Source organism: Hominiventricola sp. (genome assembly GCF_057604405.1).
Genome location: NZ_DBLYVB010000009.1, coordinates 85,758 through 105,226, shown reverse-complemented (window position 1 = coordinate 105,226; position 19,469 = coordinate 85,758). Strand labels below are relative to the sequence as shown.

Genomic DNA, 19,469 nt, shown 5'->3' with positions numbered 1-19,469 from the left:
TGCTTTTGACTTATATAAGTTAAAGCTGTTCGTTTAAAAATTTTCAAAAAGAATTTTCGAAGATCTTTAAAGCACTATTTAATTATCAAGGTTCATTGTTTATCTCGTTGCCTCATCAGCAACTCTGATATACTATCACATCTACCAGATCTTGTCAACAACTTTTTTAACTTTTTTGAAAAGTTTTCATTGTAACAGATCTTTCGAAGTTCTGTGTTGATCGCTCTCGCAATCAACTCAGTTATAGTACCAAATGTTTCCGCAGATGTCAACACCTTTTTTCAATTTTTTTCATTTTTCTTGTATTTTCTTTTTCACGGCAAAACATGGGCAAAAAGGCAGCTTCTTCACGGAGCTGCCTTTTGGTGCCTTTTTAAAAATATGTATAGTTCTTCGGTTTCTGGCTCCAGCCAATGGCATTTTGTATATCCTGTGCATATGCCGTATCGCTGCACTGCATCCGCCCTGTCCATAAGAACGCTTCCAGCGGGATAGCTCCTATCACCAGGGAAGACAAATCTGCAATATTCGTCTTCAATGTCACATCTGCACGCTGTCCGCTTACCAGTTTCACTTCTTTATCTTTGATATAAAGCTGTACCTTCTTATCATTCGATTCCATAAAACTGTCTTCCACCTGCAGCTCCAGTGTGAACTCTCTGCTCACTGGTTTGTCGCAGTGGTTCTGCTGCCGGAAATAGTCATCCAGATCCAGGATGCGGAACATAAAGCCCATGATTTTCCGTCCTGTCTCCTGAATAGCGCCGTCATAGGCACGGTTCTCTCCGCTGTCCGGATTCGTGAACAGCATATGGAAATACTCTTCATATGTATAAATGCGTACCCGCTCAATCTGATCCGTCTGAGATGCAAAAAAAGTCAGAAACTGTTTCATAGTCTCCATATCTTCACAGATAATCTCGCGGACAGCCAAATCATGGTACATATCCGTATAATGATCCACTTCCACAAAATCAAAGGTCAGATAACCCGTAATCCTTCCATTTCTTCTGCAGACCACCACATAGGGCTCATCAAAAATCCGGTGTTTGTCCATAAAGGAGTGAATCGTAGCTCCGTGCGTCTTTCTGGCATACTGCCGATAGAACTCCAGAATCTCTTCTTCATCCTCCGGTTTTGCATAGGCAAGCCCTGACTTATCTCCATAAGAACGAATATACTGCGGACGCGGTGAATACATCACCTGTTCTGTACAGTATCCGTATCCCATCTTATGATAAAATGCAGGATTAAAAGGATGCAGCGCCCCTACAGCTGTTCCCGTCTGTGCAAATACCCCCATTTGCACACGGAGAAGGTTCTTCGCAACATGCTCCTTTTTATGCAGAAAACTGGTGGAAACATAAGCTGGCGCTCCCATTTTCATCATTTTTCCACGCACGTTCATCTCAAAATCCATCATGAGAAGAGAACCGATCATAGTTCCATCCTCATCAAAACATCCCAGGTACCGTCCCTCATCTGGATGTACCAGCTCCCCCGGCATATTATCAAGCAATGCCTGCGGTGTTTTAGACGGAAATGCTGTCTGTACATTTCTTGCAAGCTGCTGTACTTCTTCCGGTTTTACAAAACGAATCTCCATCTTTTATCCCCTCCATAAATATACCCCCATTATATCCGTTTTTTTGTATAAAGTAAACCACGGAATATTCTGGAAAATAATCCTGTTGCATAATTTCCACAAAATATTTATACTAAAATCAAATTTATACCTATAAGGTATCAACGGAGGAGCACTTCATGGAATTACGGCACATTCGTTATTTTAAAGCGGTCGCAGAAGAGCTGAATTTTACAAGAGCAGCTGAAAAATTAAACATTGCCCAGCCCCCCTTAAGCCGACAGATTCAGGATCTGGAGCAGGATCTGGGAACAAAACTTTTTATAAGAAATCCTCACAAAATCCTTCTGACCCATGAAGGAGAACTCTTTCTCCAATATGCCAATCAGATTCTGGACCTGGTAAACCGGTCAGCAGAAGAAGTACGAGAAGTAAAAGAAGGATTACAGGGAACCCTTTATATTGCATCTGTCGAAGGTTATGGCCCCCAGTTTTTTGCTGAAACAATTTCTTCTTTTCAAAAGAAATATCCCCATGTTCAATACAATCTCTGGAACGGAAATTCCGATGATGTCAATGCACGTGTTTCCAAAGGTCTGTGTGAAATTGCCATGATCACTGCCCCTTACAACAAAGAGGGCTTCGAGGTTCTTCCCGTTCACCAGGAACCATGGGTTGCTATTTTTCCACATGATCATCCTTTAGCAAGCAATGCGGACAAACCCCTTACGCCGGAGGAACTTCTTCCATATGAACTGCTGATTCCATCCCGGGAATCCAGAAAAAGTGAGATTGACCGTTGGTTTTCCCATACAGGAAAAGCGCCCGTCATACGGGGACGAATCGCCCATATGATGAACGCTTATGAATTAAGCAGGCACGGAGTCGGTGTTGCCATCTACCCGGCCTCTATTTCCCATATGATCAAAAATAATGAAATATGTATTCGTCAGATCGATCACCCTGATGCATTTGCTTCCTATGCGCTGATCTGGCTGAGAAATCATCAGCTGTCACGTACTGCTGAAATCTTCATCGAACACGTAAAACATCAGTCTTTAAAACCATCCCACACCGGTTTACCCGGATAGATCTTCGCTTCCTCTTCTCCGCGAAGTACCCGGAGTGCACCAAATGCCATGGCCTCCTGCTCGAATTCACCCGGGTAGGAAGTCACCGGTGCGATCCAACCGCAGCTTTCACGGATCTTTTCTTCCACCTCCGGGAAGCGCAGCAGTCCGCCAGTCAGTACGATTCCATCTACTTTTCCCTGTAATACGGTACTCATAGAACCAATATATTTGATTACCTGATAGATCATGGCATTCCAGACACGAGTGGCTTTCCTGTCGCCTTCCTCCACCTTTTTGTGGATCGCATCCGAATTGGAGGTTCCAAAATAGCTGCTCAAGCCACCGGTCTGACTGCAGAGGGATTTCATCTCTACCTGTGTCTTATCCCAGAAATAACGAGTAATGTCCGTCACCGCCATAGTTCCCATTCTGGTTGGGGTAAACGGTCCTTCTCCTCCGCCTGCGTCATTTCCATCAATCATTTTTCCTTTTTTATGAGCGGTAATAGAGATTCCGCCGTCAATATGGCAGACGATGAAATTACAGTCTTCGTATTTTTTTCCAAGGCTGAGGGCATGTCTTCTGGCTGTCTCTTTCAGATTCAGCGCATGGCAGACGGCACGGCGATAAACGCCATCCACTCCGGTCACACGGGCCAGGTCACAGAGTTCATCTACAATAGGCGGATTCATCATAATCATGATACCGCCATATTTTTTGTGAAGTACATCTGCCATCTGCACACCCAGCATAGAGGAATGATAAAGCCCACCCTTTGCAGCCTTAGTATCCTGAATCAGGCGGTCATCGATTTTGTAAATACCGCCTTCCACAGAATAGCATCCGCCGCCTCTTCCAACTATAGCATCCACCCCGGTCAGGTCAATGTTTCCATCTTTCAAAAACTTGTCAACCACTTCCATTCGGTAGTCCAACTGGTCATTGATGGTCGGAAACTTCTTAAGCACTGATGAATCATGAAATACGTCTTCGGTAAATAAGCAGGTTTCATTTTCAAACATCGAAAGTTTTGTTGATGTAGATCCTGGATTGATCACCAGAATCCTGTATATCTTATCCATTTTTGCACTCCTTATTCTGTGTTACTCTTTTCTCGTCAGCAGTACCACAGTCTCGCACTTCTCAGTAAACGGGAACATGTCCACCGGCTGAATTGCCTCCACCTTATAATCTTTCTTCAACGTTTTTAAATCTCTGGCCTGAGTTTCCGGTTCACAGGAGATATAGACAATCTTCTTCGGGCGAATCACCAGCAGGGATTTTAAAAATTCCGGGCTGCTGCCGCTTCGGGGTGGGTCCATGAACACCACATCCACAGCCTCTTCTCTGTCTGCCATGCCTTCCAGAAATACGCCTGCGTCTCCCTGTACAAAACGGATATTCTTCATGTTGTTTCTGCGGGCATTGCTCTGAGCATCACGGACTGCTTCGGCATTCAGTTCCACACCGATGACTTCTTTTACCGTCTTTGCCGCCACCATGCCGATGGTACCGATGCCACAATAGGCATCCACCACCACATTCCGCTTGTTCAGGCGGGCCAGCATCATGGCCGTCTTATACAGCTTCTCCGTCTGCACCGGATTGATCTGATAAAAAGACGTCGGTGAAATGCGGAACATACATCCACAGAGCCGGTCTTCAATATATCCTTTTCCATATAACGTAATATTTCGCGGACCGAGTACCATGCTGGTCTTCCGGTCATTGACATTGAGCACCACCGTAGAAATCTCCGGATGCTGTGCCCGAAGGGCTTTCACAAAATTATTCTTAGACGGAAAAATCGGTGAACTCACCACCAGTACCACCATAATCTGACCGGTCATATAACCCGTTCGCACCAGCACATGGCGCAGAAGTCCATAGCCTGTATCCTCATCATAGACTTTTACCTTAAAGGATTTTAACAGTTTCCGCACAGATACAATGATTTCGTCCGCCTTTTCATTTTCAATCTGACAGGCATCCACCGGAACTACTTTGTGGGTACCTTCCTGATAGATCCCTGAGACAATCTCTCCGTTCCGTTTTCTGGAAAAGACTGCATGCACTTTATTTCGGTAATGATAAGGATCATCCGCCCCGATAATAGGGCGGATTTCTCCAAATTCTTTCATCAGTTTCCGGACAGAATTTTCTTTCTTCTTCAGCTGCTCTTCATAGGAAATTCCCTGATAGTCACAGCCGCCGCATTTTTTTGCCAGCGGGCATACTTTTTCTGCCATGATCTTATTTTACAACCACTTTCTTGAAGTTCTTCTTTCCACGTTTTACAAGTAGACCAGTCTCCATCTGCTCTCTGGTATAGGTCATTCCGATATCAGTTACTTTCTCGCCGTCAACCGTCACGCCGCCCTGCTGTACATTTCTTCTTGCTTCGGAACGGGATGCTGCCAGTCCGGACTTATGAACGACCGTCAGAATATCTACCACGCCATCATTAAAGTCTTCCTCATTCAGAACTGCTTCCGGCGCATCAGTTCCTGCTCCTGCTCCGAACAGTGCTCTTGCACTCTCCTGTGCCTTCTTTGCCTCTTCCTCACTGTGAACCAGTTTGGTCAGTTCATAAGCAAGAATCTCTTTTGCCTCATTCAGCTGACTGCCTTCCCATTTGTCCATCTCGTCAATCTGCTCAAGGGGCAGGAAGGTGAGCATGCGCAGGCATTTGAGCACGTCTGCGTCGGAGACATTTCTCCAGTACTGGTAGAACTCATAGGGAGAAGTCTTCTCCGGATCCAGCCATACAGCGCCCTTTGCAGTCTTGCCCATCTTGTTGCCCTCAGAATTGAGCAGCAAAGTAATGGTCATGGCATGTGCATCTTTTCCAAGCTTTCTTCTGATCAGTTCAGTACCACCCAGCATGTTGGACCACTGGTCATCTCCGCCAAACTGCATGTTACAGCCGTATTTCTGATACAGCATATAGAAATCGTAGCTCTGCATGATCATGTAGTTGAATTCCAGGAAGCTTAATCCTTTTTCCATTCTCTTCTTATAGCACTCTGCAGTCAGCATACGGTTTACACTGAAGTGTGCTCCTACATCTCTTAACATTTCAATGTAGTTGAGCGGCATCAGCCAGTCTGCATTATTTACCATGATAGCTTTGTCATCTGAGAAATCAATGAATTTGCTCATCTGCTTCTTGAAGCAGTCACAGTTGTGCTGAATGGTCTCCTGAGTCATCATCTGACGCATATCGGTACGTCCGGACGGGTCTCCGATCATAGCGGTACCGCCTCCGATCAGGGCAATCGGTTTGTTTCCTGCCATCTGAAGTCTCTTCATCAGACACAGTGCCATGAAATGTCCTACATGAAGGCTGTCTGCGGTCGGGTCAAACCCAATATAAAATACAGCCTTTCCGTTATTTACCATTTCACGGATTTCTTCTTCGTTTGTTACCTGCGCGATCAGTCCGCGCGCTACCAGTTCTTCATAAACCTGCATGTTTCTTTCTCCTGTTTTCTTATTTTATTTTCCAGTATCTGGATGCAAAAAAGGCTCTCGCCCTTTTGCCAAAGGACGAAAGCCGTTATGTCTTCCGTGTTACCACCTTTTTTCACAGTACACTCACGCGCACTGCCTCACCGGGTACATGTTCCTTTTATTCCAGTACAGACCGGTCTGCCATTCGCAGATACCCTCGCATGATATCGGATGCACCCGTCTCCTCCTACACGCGGCTTTATTCACCGTTTCAAAGGGAAGCTCCAAGAGGTATTCATGACTTCTATTCCCCGCGCCTCTCACCAGCCGGCAGCTCTCTGTGGTCTTTCAAAATCATTACTTATTCTTTTCAACGCCGATTTATACGGCTATTTTAGGTGAGAAGCATTAGAATGTCAAGAGGTTTTCGGCAGCATTTTCCGGAAATACTGCACAAAATTCTCTCCTACGATTTTTCGGACAGCTTCTTTGTCCATGCCCCTCTGTAAAAGTGCCGCTGTCAGAAGCGGTACATTTCCGTGATTCAGAAGGCAGTCCGCATAATGAGGCTGACCTTCCGCCATCCGCTCCGCTGCCGTGTAAGAATCGCAGAAATCAAAACCGTAGCCCACATGCTCCGGCCCCATCACTTCCACCATATGCTCCACATGCATACATAATTTTTCCAGACAGTAAACACCATTTTCATCCGGATATTCTTCTTCCGCCGTCTCCGACACCAGACGGACGTAGCCATTAAGTCCTGCTATGCCGCCCTGGTCTGCCAGAATCTGCATCTGTGTATCCGTCAGATTACGATAGTGAAAGGATACCTCTCTGCTGTTGGAATGGGTTGCCATAAATGGCCGGATTGCTGTTTCCCGAATATTTTCAAACCCATCATCATTGAGATGACTGACATCCACAAGCATTCCCAAACGCTCCATCTCCCGGACAACATCAAACCCTTCTGGCGAAAGACCGCCCCGGATCTCATAGCATTCACTTGCCTTGCAGCAGCCGGACGCCAGCAGATTTCTCCTGCTCCAGGTAAGGGAGGCCCCGCGTACCCCCAATTCCCACAGAGCGGTCAGAAGCCTCACATCTGATCCGATGCAGTCCAGGCCTTCCATATAGAGAATAATTCCAATCCGATGATCTTTCAGGCACCGGTCCAGATCTTCCACAGACCGAATCTCCAAAAACTCCGGATTTTTCCGGATCTGCTCTTTCAGCACCACAATCTGCTCCAGTGCTGCCCGAAGTCCACCTTCCGGAAGTTCATGGTTCTGAAGGTAAACCGATGAAACAATCAGGTCAAAACCGCCTTTGCGAAATGCCGGAAGATAAATGTCCCGCAGCGGATTTTCTTCCCCATTGCGGAGACGAAAGACCAGTTCCCCTGCCAGGTCCAAATGAGTGTCCACGACCGGACAGGTTTTATGAATTTCCTCAGCTTTTGCTTTATAATACGTATCTATTTTCATATTCCGTTATTCCACGCTTTCCAACGCACTCACAATTCTCTCTACAACTCCGCGGATATCCAGATTTTCTTCATCCACAATAAGATCCGCATACTTTTCATAATAAGGAGTCCGATAGTCTACCAGATCTTTTAACGTCTGTCCCGGTTTCAGCACAACACCACGTTTTTTCAGATCACCAAGTCTCCTTTTTAAGCTTTTGTAAGGCAGACGCAGATAAACAACCGTGGAAATTTCCTGCAAGTGCTTCATGGCATCTTCTCCAAACACAGCGCTTCCACCGGTGGCAATCACAGTCTTATCTACTGTAAGCCCGGCATTTACCTGGTTCTCAATCTCCAGAAATCCTTCATCTCCATGTTCCGTAATCAGTTCATGCAGCAGTTTTCCCGTCTGTTCCTGAATCTCCAGATCAGAATCCAGAAATCGATATCCCAGTATCTTCGCAAGCACAACACCTACCGTACTTTTTCCCACTCCAGGCATACCAATAAGTGTCACATTCTGTTTCTTATCCATGTGTCCGCTCCTTTTTTCTTTTTATCTTGTCATCGAGTGTATCATATTTTCTCCTTTCCTCCAATACTGCAACGTAAGAACTGGCATTTCATCAAGATTTAATTTGTCAGATTATATAATTTTATTTTAAAAATATATTGACAAATATAATTACTGTGTTATAATAAACTCATAAAAACAAAGGAGAACGAAAAGTTAAAAATAAAAATCCCGAATAGCAGGGAGCATGTAAAGGAGGAGAGTCCAACTAAAACTTAACGTTACACCCCATAATATGAAGAATTGGAGGTACGGACCACCGGCAACGATAATTTCTTTTAAAACTTAGAAAATTGAATACGAAATAAAAAAAGAACGTGATTACCAATAGGGTAAGAAAAAGCAAAAAGCTTTTAATAAAGGTAAAGGACAGATACCTTGTAAAATAAAAAACCAGAAATGAAAAAGCCGTAAAGATTAAAAAGATAATTGCATACGGCACAGTAAAAAGTCATAAAAGACGATAAAATAGATAAATCAAAGAAACCGAGGTTTAGTCCATTGGAAATTACAGTTATATAGGCGGTATGAGAATTTTCAGAACAGATTCTTATACCGCCTTTTTCATGCATTTTTTCTTGTTTCGTGCTATACTTAGAGACAGAAAACTAGTTCGAGGGAGGCAAATGCCATGTTGGATTTTCTCAGAAAGGAAGGGGTAAATTCCCGGCTAATTCAGGAGCTTGCAGATTTTCGGGAACAGTACCCTGCAGAATCAGGACTAAAAGATCGAATCCGTATGCCGCGGTATCTCTATTATGGGACCAACATCTGGGAAGAGGCACTAGCCGCACTTCTCTCCGGCGAGCACCTGTTACTAACCGGACCCAAGGCAACCGGAAAAAATGTATTTGCAGAAAATCTGGCGGCTGCCTTTGGTCGCCCTCTTTTTAATATTTCTCTAAGTATTAATACCGATGCAGCTTCCCTCATTGGCTCCGACACTTTCAAAAACGGGGAAGTTGTTTTCCGGGAAGGTCCTGTCAGCCAAAGCGCACGGCTTGGCGGCTTCGGCGTATTGGATGAAATTAATATGGCCAAAAACGAAGCCCTTGCCATTCTCCATGAAGCCCTTGATTTTCGTGGCAGCATTGACATTCCTGGGTACGGCCGCACAGAACTGCACCCCGCCTCCCGCTTTATTGCAACCATGAACTATGGTTATGCCGGAACCAGAGAATTAAATGAGGCTCTGGCCTCCCGTTTTGTAGTCATCGACATGCCTGCAATCTCCGAAGATTCGCTAAACCGTCTTTTGGAAAAGGAATTTCCAACCCTTTCTTCAGAATGGAAGGACCAGTTCTGCAAGCTTTTCCAGGAATTGCAGGCAAAATGCGAAAGTGCCCAGATTTCACCGAAGGCACTGGATCTACGTGGACTTCTCGCCGCTATCAGGCTTATGGATAAGGGACTTTCTCCCCTTAACTCCCTGCGGCTTGGAATCGGTAACAAAATCTTTGATCCTTATGAGCGCAAACTGGTCGATGATCTTTTTATCGCACGGATTCCATCAAATGCAGATCATGACACTGTTTTTTCAAGTAAGTAAGGAGCTGATCAGATGAATCTGTCGGGATTTCAGGAACAAAGGGCAAAAAATATGATCTGGAATGCTGCTTCCGATTATCATTTTCTGCCGGATTATGCGGCCTACGACCGAAATGGCGAACCCAGCTTTTACTTTAACTGTATTATCGGTTATGTACACCGTTACTACGATTATGCCCTTCTCGAGGATCTTTTTCTGCGGCTCGGACGGCTGCGGGAGGCCAATCTTTACCGCAACCTTATCTGGCTTGGTCTGGAAGCATGTACTTATCAGCAGGCTGTCACGGACCGTCCATTGTTGTCCACACTGCGCCATGAGTATGCCGTGGATGTCTGGGAACACCGTACTTCTTACTGGGATCAGGAACTTTTTGAACGTCTGAACACAGCCCACTTTGGTACATTATTAGGAGAACACGTACGGTTAAGCAAAAAAGAATCTGCATTACTTAAGGATCTGGAGTTTGACGTCTCCATGGATACCTCGCAGATCGTCCGGAAGATCCACCAGATTATGAATTCATATTTTCACTGTGGGGTTCCTCCTCTCCATGAGAAACGACTTTTTCCAAGAATTCCTCTGCGGATCCGCAAAGCGGCTTTTCATGGCGGTGCTTTTGCCATGCCGGCGGAAAAGGACTCATCTCATCAAGAGAAGAGCAAACATAGATTAACCCTTTATCTTCCGGTACTCTATGCTTCTATCCGAAATCAGCAGCTTCGAAAGTTTCTGGAACTGAATTTTGGCACTTCCATTTATACGCCCCAGGAGCTCTCTGCCCTAGAGCATCGTATTTGTGTGAATGGTCATAAGAACTGCCATCTGCATATCACCCGGGGAGAGTTTCGCAAGGAAGCTTTCCTTCATGAACCACCCGGCTCCTTTCATGCAGCTCTCCTTCGCCAACAGGAGAAAAATCTCCGTTTTCATCGGGAACATTTTGACCAGCATATGCTCAGTATTTCCAGACTAACAGATCGCATCCGGTATGTACTCCAATGCAACACCAATGGGAATCCGGAAGAAAGCAGAAACGGCCAGCTCTGCCCGAACCGGGTCTGGAGAGGTCCCATTCTTCACGAAGAAAAGCTGTTTTTCAAAACAATTCCTTCTGCCAACGGAGATCTTTCCATTGATATTCTGTTGGATGCCTCTGCCTCCCAGCAAAACCGTCAGGAGGAAATTGCTTCCCAAGGCTATATGATTGCAGAAAGTCTGACCCGGTGTGGTCTTCCGGTACGGATTTCTTCCTACTGTTCTATCGAGGGGTGTACAGTTCTCCATATTTTCAGAGACTATCAGGAAACGGATAAAAATGACCATATTTTTCAATATCTGGCTGCCGGATGGAATCGGGACAGTCTGGCCATCCGTCTGGCTGGTGAGCAGATCCTGTCTTCCCCTTATGAACACCGTCTGTTTATTATTCTGTCTGACTGCCACCCCAACGATGACCATCGCCTTTTCTCCACAGAAGGTCCTATTCCATTCTTCTACGATTATGGCGGGGAACGTGGTATTATCGATACCGCCAGGGAAGTCAGCCATCTCCGCCGTCAAAATATCAGCATCCTTGCTGTATGCACAGGACACGAAAAAGATCTGACTGCCGCCCGCCGAATCTATGGAAATGATGTGGTCTGGGCGCCTTCTGCGGAACGCTTCGCCGATGCCGTCGGATACTTGATCCAGCAGAAAATACAGTTTCTTTAGGTTTTATGTCAGGCGGTTTTATTTGACACTCCTAGTAAACTGTGGTAATCTTAGACTGTGCTTTGCACATGTATTATTTTAAGGAGGTACCACAATGAACAAAGGTACAGTAAAGTGGTTCAACAACCAGAAGGGATATGGATTTATCTCTGACGAGCAGGGAAATGATGTATTCGTTCATTACTCAGGTCTTAACATGGAAGGCTTCAAATCTCTTGAAGAGGGCCAGGCTGTTGAGTTCGAAGTAGTTAATGGTGCAAAAGGACCGCAGGCTACTAACGTAACCAAGCTCTAATCCGAACATTTCAACAGATTCTTATGTTAAAATAAATATAAGTACAACGATTCTTATATGTTGTTTGAATTGAGAATTATGCAGAATGCTTTGACTGGAAAATAAAAAAGAGACGTGCATGCGTCTCTTTTTTATTATTCTTTTATCTGCGGTGCATAGCCGCATGTTCTTTTGCAAGTTCCGAAGAAAGCTCATATACGGTCCAGCTGATATTATGCGGTGTTACCATGGCTTTCAGCGCCACTGGTTCAATCTTCTCCTTCCGGTATTCTGCCAGAATCAGATCCAGCATTCCTTCCGGTATCCCGGAAAAAACAAGGAGCTCCGGCATCTGATAGAGAAGCGGTGCCGGCGCATGTATTCCTTTTGCTCCCATATAAATCCCGCACAACTCACCCAATTCCTTTTCCATGTCCTTCTGTCCGATCCGGATATTTGCAATATTCAGTCGTTTGCAAAGCTTCTGAAGCTGTTCCTCTTTCTCCCGGTTTTTTACATAAGATAATAGTATGGCTCCCGGCATTTTCTACTCCTTTCGTAATTTCCTAATAATTTGTTTTCCATTTCTTTGGAAACTTTAGGATTCTTTTATACTTCCGCTACAATTTGCTCACATTTTCCTGTTAAGATAATAATTGTAACAGGAACACATCCGTATTTCATTCATAACATTTTGAAAGGGGATCTGAAAAGATCCCCACTCCCTCGATATTTACAGAGACCAGCTTCATGGTCTCTTTTTTATTGTTTCCGGCTGTCCTCATATTCTTTCAAACTGGCTGCTGCTTTTCCGGATAACATGAGAATTGCTGCCGCATTAAAAACCGTCATAAGACCGATTCCCACATCTCCCAGATCCCACACAAAGGTATAAGCTGCCAGTCCGCCAATAAACAGCATGATCAATGCCAGAATTTTGTAGGCTGTCTGTGCCGTCCAGTTATCCCCAAAAAGAAATGCCACATTGGATCTTGCATAAAACAGAATTCCAAGAAATGTGGAAAAACTGAAAAGCCAAAGGATTACCGCAATAAAAATCACTCCGAACTGTCCCAGATGCCAGGACATGGCGCTCTGGAGAAGTTCCATTCCTTCCAGCCCCTTCATCATTTCCTGCGGTGCCAGCAGCATAATCATGGCGGTACAGCTGCAGATCACAATCGTATCAATAAACACGCCAAATGCCTGTAGAAGACCTGCTTTTGCCGGATGATCCACATCAGCTGCCGCTGCTGCACAAGGCGCTGAACCAGAACCTGCCTCATTCGAGAAAAGTCCTCTTTTTACTCCATTCATAAGGACCGCACCAAATCCGCCTGCCACTGCCTGACGGATTCCAAATGCTTCCTCAAAAATACGGTTGAACACTCCCGGAAGCTGTCCGATATTTCTTCCGATAATAAACAGAGTAATCAGGAAATAACATGCTGCCATAATGGGTACAACCCCATCCAGCACCTTTACCGTTGCATTTTTCCGGAGCACAATGACTGCTGCAATTACCACCAGAATAACCGTTGTGTAAATAGGCTGAATTCCAAATGCATTTTTGAATGCAGAGGTAACGGAATTGCTGATTACCTGACTAATCCCACACCAGCAGATAAGACCAGACAGGGCAAACAAAACGGCGATCAGAGATTTTCTGTCCTTTCTTTTACCCCTGCTAAAACAATCCTGAATATAGTAAGCCGGAGTTCCCCGATAACCGCCATACAACGGATCCTTTTCTTTATAAAGCTGTGCCAGAGTTGCTTCTACAAATGCAGTACTGGAACCAAGAATGGCTGTAATCCACATCCAGAACACGGCACCTGCCCCGCCTGCGGAAATGGCTGCTACAACGCCCACTAGATTTCCCATACCAACGCGGGTCGCTGTCGCGATAATCAGTGTCTGCAGTCCGGAAATTGATTCTTTCTCCCCATGTCCTTTTTTCTCCACTGTAATCCGAATCATATCCGGAAACAGGCGAATGGGAAGGAAACGAAGACGCAGTGTGAAAAATATTCCGAGCGGAATCAAAATCAGGATCAGAAGAGAGAGACCTGCCGTGCCTCCCGATGGCAGCGGAATATACACCAGATCTCCCCAAAGAAAATTGTAAGTGAATGATATTAATGTTTTCAATTGTTTATCCCCTTTTGTTTCATCGTTTCATTATACCATGGTATAAAAAATGCCGCAATGAAATATACGGGAACATAAAAAAAGCGTTTCAAACTCTGAAACGCTGTTGCTGTTAGTCGAAGGCGGCATTTCACTTGCGCGCATGTAAAATTACCGCCCTCATTTTAGAAAGTTCCCAAGGCCTTCCGCCTGTTTGTTTTTCTGTAAGAGAAAAGCTCCGGTAGAACTTTTATGCTTATACTTTACCAGAGACTTATGTCCAAATTATGGGGAAACCGTAAAATAATTATAAAATAATTGTCTACAATTTCACAATCTCTTCATAAATTTCCGGAAAATATCTATTTTACTGCTTCACGCAGTTCCTGTAAAAGCTCCAGATCAGACTGATTTACTTTCAAATTGGTTGTCATCTCTGTGCCGTCCGGTTTTGTCACCTTCATCTCGATAATCGTTCCCTCCTGAATACCGCCTGCAAACGCAGCATTCAGAAAGGCACCAAATTTCGGATGACTGGCGTTAAACTTATTTTTTGCATTCATTATTTTCATGAGTGCCATCGGGTTCATATTCGCTACTCCTTATCTGTCGTATTTCCAAACATGAACGTATTATACCCTACAGCTCCCGGAATGACAACTTTGATTTACAGTAACTCCTTCAGAATCTGGTTTACCATACCCGGATTTGCTTTGCCTTTCATTGCTTTCATGGTCTGTCCTACCAGGAAGCCGATGGCTTTCTCTTTTCCGTTGTGGTAATCTTCCACAGACTGAGGATTGTCTGCAATGATTTTCTCAATCGTGCTTCTTAATGCGCCCTCATCGTTGACCGTCTTCAAGCCATGTTCTTCTACATATTTCTCCGGATCAATATCTTCCAGGAAAATCTGCTCGAATACTTCTTTTGCCACGGAACTATTGATGGTGCCTGCGTCTGCAAGATCGATGAGTTTTGCCAGATGTTCCGGTGAGAATTTCAGATCCTCTGCCTCCATCTCATGCTCTTTCATCAGACGCATGGTCTCCACCATGAGCCAGTTAGATACTTTCTTGGGCTTTTTACAGATGGCTGTTGTTGCCTCAAAAAGGTCTGCCATCTTCTTAGCGGATGTGATAATCTGCGCATCATAGTCCGGAATATCAAAATCTTTCTTGTAACGAATCAGTTTGGCTGTCCGAAGCTCCGGCTGATGGGCTTTGATGGCTGCCAGCCACTCGTCACTGATGATAATCGGCACCAGATCCGGTTCCGGAAAATAACGATAATCCTGTGCATCCTCTTTGGAACGCATGGCATGGGAAGACTCTTTATTATCATCCCATCTTCTGGTCTCCTGGATGACCTGACGGCCCATCTCCAGCAGTTCAATCTGACGTTCCCGCTCTCCCTCGATCGCATGAGCAATGGCTTTAAAGGAGTTCAGGTTCTTCATCTCGGTACGGGTACCCAGTTTATCAGATCCCACCTCACGGACGGACAGGTTCACATCTGCACGCATGGAACCTTCCTGCAGCTTGCAGTCGGAAGCTCCCAGATACTGAATAATCATACGAAGCTTTTCCAGATAAGAAATGACTTCGTCTGCATTTCTCATATCCGGCTCGGATACAATCTCGATCAGCGGTACACCGGAACGGTTATAGTCTACCAAAGAGCAGTCTTCCCACTCATCATGGATCAGTTTTCCGGCATCCTCCTCCATATGGATCTCATGAATGCCAATCTTCTTCGGACCTGCCGGAGTGTCAATCTCCACATAACCATTGCGGCAGATGGGATAATACAGCTGGGAAATCTGATAGTTCTGTGGGTTGTCCGGATAGAAATAGTTCTTCCGGTCAAACTTACAGTTCTGAGTAATCGTACAGTTCGTTGCCAGTCCTACGGCTGCTGCATATTCCACTACCTGTTTGTTCAATACCGGAAGGGAACCCGGCATACCGGTGCAGACCGGGCAGGTATGGGTGTTGGGCGCTCCTCCAAATGCAGTGCTGCAGGAGCAGAAGATCTTGGTCTTGGTAGCCAGCTCTACATGAACCTCCAGACCGATGACGGTTTCATACTGTTTGCTCATCTTCGTCTCCTCCTTAGTCCTGCGCTTTGGCTGCTGCGCAGCGTTCGTAGGTTCTTGTCTGTTCAAATGCGTAAGCCGCACGGATAATGTTGTCTTCTTTGAAGCAGTCGCCGATCAGCTGCATGCCGATGGGCAGGCCTTTGCTGTCCACACCGCAGGGAACACTGATACCCGGAAGTCCTGCCAGGTTGACAGAAATGGTATAAATATCTCCCAGATACATCTTAATCGGATCACTTAAGGACTCCCCTAGCTTCGGTGCTGTAGTCGGAGCTGCCGGTCCGAGGATCACATCATATTTTTCAAAGGCACGGTCAAATGCCCGTTTGATCAACGCTTTGGTCTTCAGTGCCTTAATATAGTAAGCATCATAGTATCCGGAACTTAACACGAAAGAACCAAGCATGATACGACGTTTCACTTCCGGTCCAAAGCCTTCGCTTCTGGATTTCTTATACATATTGTGAAGCCCGTTATACTCTTTGGTACGGTAGCCATATTTTACACCGTCAAAACGTGCCAGGTTGGAGCTTGCCTCTGCGGAAGCGATGACATAGTAAGCAGGAATCGCATACTCTACCAGGCTTAAATCGAACTCTTCCAGAATGGCACCTTTCTCCTCCAGCACTTTTGCTGCTTTCAGAATACTTTCTTTCACTTCCGGATCCAGGCCTTCTCCAAAATAATCTCGCGGAATACCGATTTTCAGACCTTTCACATCATCCTTTAATGCAGAAGTAAAATCATAGGATTCTCTCTTGACGGAGGTACTGTCCTTCGGATCATAGGAGGCGATTGCTTCCAATACCGTTGCGCAGTCGGTCACGTCTTTGCAGACCGGTCCGATCTGGTCAAGGGATGAACCATAGGCAATCAGCCCATAACGGGATACGGTTCCGTAAGTCGGTTTGATACCGGTCACACCACAGAAAGAACTTGGCTGACGAATAGAACCACCAGTATCAGAACCTAATGCATAAGAACACTCCTCGGCTGCCACTGCCGCACAGCTTCCGCCGGAAGAACCGCCCGGTACATGTTCCTGATTCCAGGGATTCTTCGTCGGACCGAAATGAGAAGTCTCCGTGGTACTTCCCATGGCAAACTCATCCATGTTGGTCTTTCCAATCACAACAGCGCCTGCTTTTTTCAGATTCAGAACTGCTTCTGCCGTGTAGGTTGGTTTAAAATTATAAAGAATTTTTGAACTGCAGGTAGTAAGCATTCCTTCGGTACACATATTGTCCTTAACCGCTACCGGAACACCTGCCAGCGGACCTGTCAGTTCTCCTGCTTCGATCTTTTTCTGTACTTCCTCTGCTTCCTTCAGGGCAGCTTCTTCATCCACCGTCACGTAGCAGTTGTAAGTTCCATCCAGTTTCTTAATCTGTTCCAGGGCTGCCTTCGTGGCTTCCACTGCAGTTACTTCACCGGATTTTATTTTTTTGCCGAGTTCTACGGCAGTCAGACTCATGAGATTCATCTTCGTGCCCTCCTATTCTACCGTCTTCGGTACTTTGAATGCATCGTCTTTTTGTGCCGGTGCATTAGCCAGTGTTGCATCGTGTCCGTCTCCGTTGGTGACCACATCCTCACGGAATACGTTGTGTACCGGAAATACGTGGGACATGGGCTCTACGCCTTCTGTATCAAGACCATTTAACATATCAATGTAATCCAGCATATTTCCCATATCTTTCTTTGCCTGCTCTTTCTCTTCCGGAGACAGCTCCAGTTTTGCGAGAATGCCGACATATTCGATGGTTTCATCAGAAATAATGTTTGCCATGGTAAGTTCTCCTTCTCTTCACTACGGTTCCAGTCTTGATAAATCTCTCGGATACAGGGTGGTCTCACGGACATTGTCCTCACCCACCAGTTTCATGGTCAGACGTTCCATGCCGATACCCAGTCCACCGTGAGGCGGCATGCCATAACGGAACGTATCCAGATACTGCTCCAGTCCTTCCTGATCCATGCCTTTGGCTGCAATCTTCTCCACCAGCATGTTGTAGTCGTGGATACGCTGTCCGCCAGTGGTGATCTCCAGGCCATGATACAGAAGATCGAAGCTTAAAGTAAAGCGGGAATCTTCCGGATCATCCATTGCATAGAACGGACGTTTCTTGGAAGGATAATGGGTGACAAATACGAAATCTGCATCATACTCTTCCTTGAAATACTGACCGATCAGTGTCTCCTCCTCCGGCTCCAGATCAAATGGGTTACGGATCTTTCTGTTGTATTTTTCGGCAACCAGCTCTTTGGCCTTATCAAAACGAACAGCCGGAATCTTATCGGTCTTCGGAAGGGTGATATTAAGGATCTTCAGTTCCTTCGCATACTCTCTTTCCAAAAGCTTCATGGTGTACTGAAGAAATCCGGTCTCCATAGCCATAATGTCTTCAAAGCCATTGATGTAACCCATCTCAAAGTCGAGGGATGTATACTCATTCAGATGACGCTTGGTGTTGTGTTTTTCTGCACGGAATACCGGAGCCGTCTCAAATACCCGGTCAAACACCCCTACCATCATCTGCTTGTAAAGCTGCGGGGACTGCTGCAGCACAGCAGGGCGATGGAAATAATCCAGTTTAAAAAGGTTTGCTCCACCCTCTGCACTCTTGGCTCCGATCTTCGGGGTATGGATCTCGGTAAATCCCTGCTCATACAGGAAATCACGGAACCCTTTCACAATGCCTTCCTGAATCTTGAATTTGGCACGCTCTCTTATATTTCTCAGTGATACAGAACGCATGTTAAGCTTGGCATCCAGAGAAGTGTTCAGTTTCCATTTTGCAATGGGAAGGGGCATGGGTGCGCAGGGACTGGAAAGGATCTTCAATCCTCTGATACGAAGTTCGATTCCGCCCGGTGCACGCTCTTCCTCGTTCAGAATGCCTTCCATCTCTACAGTGGCTGCTTCTTTTAAGTCTTTCAGATCAAATCCCGCTTTGCCTTCTTCGTAGACGCACTGCAGAAGTCCGTCTCTTTTACGGAGTACCACAAATGCCACATCACCCATGTCACGGATGGTATGCACGGCACCGTTGACTTTAACAGTCTGACCTACCAATGATTTGTCCTGAAGCTCCGGGAGTTCCAGTAAGTCGGTTTTCTTTACGCCTGTCATAAATTCCATATTCTCATTCCTCCTGAATCTGGCTTCCGGGACGGGGGATGTTGGCTCATCGCCGGGCAGGCTCAGCTTTGAACTACGTTCTTCGCTTCGCTGATGCGGCATTCGCCGCATATAAGCCAAACCGTAAACGTTTGCGTCATATCCTTCGGATATGACGCCTACGCTTCCGGTTCGCTTCTGCCCGGCTCATTGCTCGCACAAAAAAATCCCGTCTCGGAATACTGTGAATATTCCGGGACGGGACGAATCAATTCTATCTCCCGCGGTACCACCCGCATTGAGTGCATGTCTTTCAATAAAAAACTGCGCTCCTCTCTTTTGCATGTAACGTATGCTCACGGAACCGGCCTACTCTTCTTTCGACCGGACAGCTCCCAGGTGTTCCCTTTACCTGCTCCTCCAAACGG

General features: G+C 45.7%; 17 protein-coding genes and 1 other annotated feature. Of the genes, 4 read left to right on the top strand and 13 right to left on the bottom strand.

Annotated elements, in window-relative coordinates:
• Nucleotides 1-373 precede the first annotated feature (373 nt).
• The gene (locus tag ACZMB2_RS07740; protein ID WP_487596270.1) at nt 374-1,606 is read right to left on the bottom strand and encodes a GNAT family N-acetyltransferase; all 1,233 of its coding nucleotides are present in this window, start codon (nt 1,604-1,606) and stop codon (nt 374-376) included.
• A gap of 158 nt (nt 1,607-1,764) precedes the next feature.
• Here ACZMB2_RS07740 and ACZMB2_RS07735 point away from each other — a divergent pair, with 158 nt between their 5' ends.
• Nucleotides 1,765-2,676, top strand: a complete 912-nt coding sequence (locus tag ACZMB2_RS07735) for a LysR family transcriptional regulator (protein ID WP_487596269.1) — start codon at nt 1,765-1,767, stop codon at nt 2,674-2,676.
• On the opposite strand, the gene buk is transcribed toward ACZMB2_RS07735, so the two are convergent.
• The 5 genes from buk to ACZMB2_RS07710 all read right to left on the bottom strand — a co-directional run bounded on the left by buk (nt 2,637) and on the right by ACZMB2_RS07710 (nt 8,117).
• Nucleotides 2,637-3,740 carry a butyrate kinase gene (gene buk / locus ACZMB2_RS07730; protein ID WP_487596268.1) on the bottom strand — a complete coding sequence of 368 codons (1,104 nt, stop codon included), beginning with the start codon at nt 3,738-3,740 and terminating at the stop codon, nt 2,637-2,639. The two genes, ACZMB2_RS07735 and buk, sit on opposite strands and share 40 nt — an antisense overlap.
• Before the next feature lie 21 nt (nt 3,741-3,761).
• Nucleotides 3,762-4,907 (bottom strand): 23S rRNA (uracil(1939)-C(5))-methyltransferase RlmD, encoded by a 1,146-nt coding sequence (gene rlmD, locus ACZMB2_RS07725; RefSeq protein WP_487596267.1) that lies wholly within the window; start codon nt 4,905-4,907, stop codon nt 3,762-3,764.
• Between the two features lie 4 nt (nt 4,908-4,911).
• Nucleotides 4,912-6,132 carry a tyrosine--tRNA ligase gene (gene tyrS, locus ACZMB2_RS07720; protein WP_487596266.1) on the bottom strand — a complete coding sequence of 407 codons (1,221 nt, stop codon included), beginning with the start codon at nt 6,130-6,132 and terminating at the stop codon, nt 4,912-4,914.
• Between the two features lie 68 nt (nt 6,133-6,200).
• Nucleotides 6,201-6,494, bottom strand: a binding site (T-box leader).
• A gap of 33 nt (nt 6,495-6,527) precedes the next feature.
• A complete protein-coding gene (locus tag ACZMB2_RS07715; protein WP_487596265.1) occupies nt 6,528-7,598 on the bottom strand; it encodes a dipeptidase in 1,071 nt (356 codons plus the stop codon).
• Nucleotides 7,599-7,604: 6 nt separating this feature from the next.
• Nucleotides 7,605-8,117, bottom strand: coding sequence for a shikimate kinase (locus ACZMB2_RS07710; RefSeq protein WP_487596264.1), 513 nt, complete (start codon nt 8,115-8,117; stop codon nt 7,605-7,607).
• Between the two features lie 670 nt (nt 8,118-8,787).
• Between ACZMB2_RS07710 and ACZMB2_RS07705 the strand changes: the two genes are divergently transcribed.
• The 3 genes from ACZMB2_RS07705 (at nt 8,788) to ACZMB2_RS07695 (ending at nt 11,713) form a co-directional block, all read left to right on the top strand.
• Nucleotides 8,788-9,705: an AAA family ATPase gene (locus tag ACZMB2_RS07705; protein WP_487596263.1), complete on the top strand. Its 918-nt coding sequence runs from the start codon at nt 8,788-8,790 to the stop codon at nt 9,703-9,705.
• Between the two features lie 12 nt (nt 9,706-9,717).
• Entirely contained in the window at nt 9,718-11,418 is a 1,701-nt protein-coding gene (locus tag ACZMB2_RS07700) for a vWA domain-containing protein (RefSeq protein ID WP_487596262.1), read from the top strand.
• 94 nt (nt 11,419-11,512) lie between these two features.
• Entirely contained in the window at nt 11,513-11,713 is a 201-nt protein-coding gene (locus tag ACZMB2_RS07695) for a cold-shock protein (protein ID WP_118770924.1), read from the top strand.
• A gap of 142 nt (nt 11,714-11,855) precedes the next feature.
• On the opposite strand, the gene ACZMB2_RS07690 is transcribed toward ACZMB2_RS07695, so the two are convergent.
• From ACZMB2_RS07690 to aspS, 7 genes are all read right to left on the bottom strand, one after another.
• Complete coding sequence (locus ACZMB2_RS07690) at nt 11,856-12,236, bottom strand: DUF3783 domain-containing protein (RefSeq protein ID WP_487596261.1); 381 nt, start codon at nt 12,234-12,236, stop codon at nt 11,856-11,858.
• Between the two features lie 218 nt (nt 12,237-12,454).
• Entirely contained in the window at nt 12,455-13,843 is a 1,389-nt protein-coding gene (locus tag ACZMB2_RS07685; protein WP_487596260.1) for an alanine/glycine:cation symporter family protein, read from the bottom strand.
• 341 nt (nt 13,844-14,184) lie between these two features.
• A complete protein-coding gene (locus tag ACZMB2_RS07680) occupies nt 14,185-14,412 on the bottom strand; it encodes a hypothetical protein (RefSeq protein ID WP_487596259.1) in 228 nt (75 codons plus the stop codon).
• Nucleotides 14,413-14,489: 77 nt separating this feature from the next.
• The gene (gene gatB / locus ACZMB2_RS07675) at nt 14,490-15,920 is read right to left on the bottom strand and encodes an Asp-tRNA(Asn)/Glu-tRNA(Gln) amidotransferase subunit GatB (RefSeq protein WP_487596258.1); all 1,431 of its coding nucleotides are present in this window, start codon (nt 15,918-15,920) and stop codon (nt 14,490-14,492) included.
• A gap of 13 nt (nt 15,921-15,933) precedes the next feature.
• Nucleotides 15,934-17,403 (bottom strand): Asp-tRNA(Asn)/Glu-tRNA(Gln) amidotransferase subunit GatA, encoded by a 1,470-nt coding sequence (gatA, locus tag ACZMB2_RS07670; RefSeq protein ID WP_487596257.1) that lies wholly within the window; start codon nt 17,401-17,403, stop codon nt 15,934-15,936.
• Nucleotides 17,404-17,415: 12 nt separating this feature from the next.
• The gene (gatC, locus tag ACZMB2_RS07665) at nt 17,416-17,709 is read right to left on the bottom strand and encodes an Asp-tRNA(Asn)/Glu-tRNA(Gln) amidotransferase subunit GatC (protein ID WP_308459427.1); all 294 of its coding nucleotides are present in this window, start codon (nt 17,707-17,709) and stop codon (nt 17,416-17,418) included.
• 21 nt (nt 17,710-17,730) lie between these two features.
• Nucleotides 17,731-19,062 (bottom strand): aspartate--tRNA(Asn) ligase, encoded by a 1,332-nt coding sequence (gene aspS, locus ACZMB2_RS07660; RefSeq protein WP_487596256.1) that lies wholly within the window; start codon nt 19,060-19,062, stop codon nt 17,731-17,733.
• Nucleotides 19,063-19,469 lie beyond the last annotated feature (407 nt).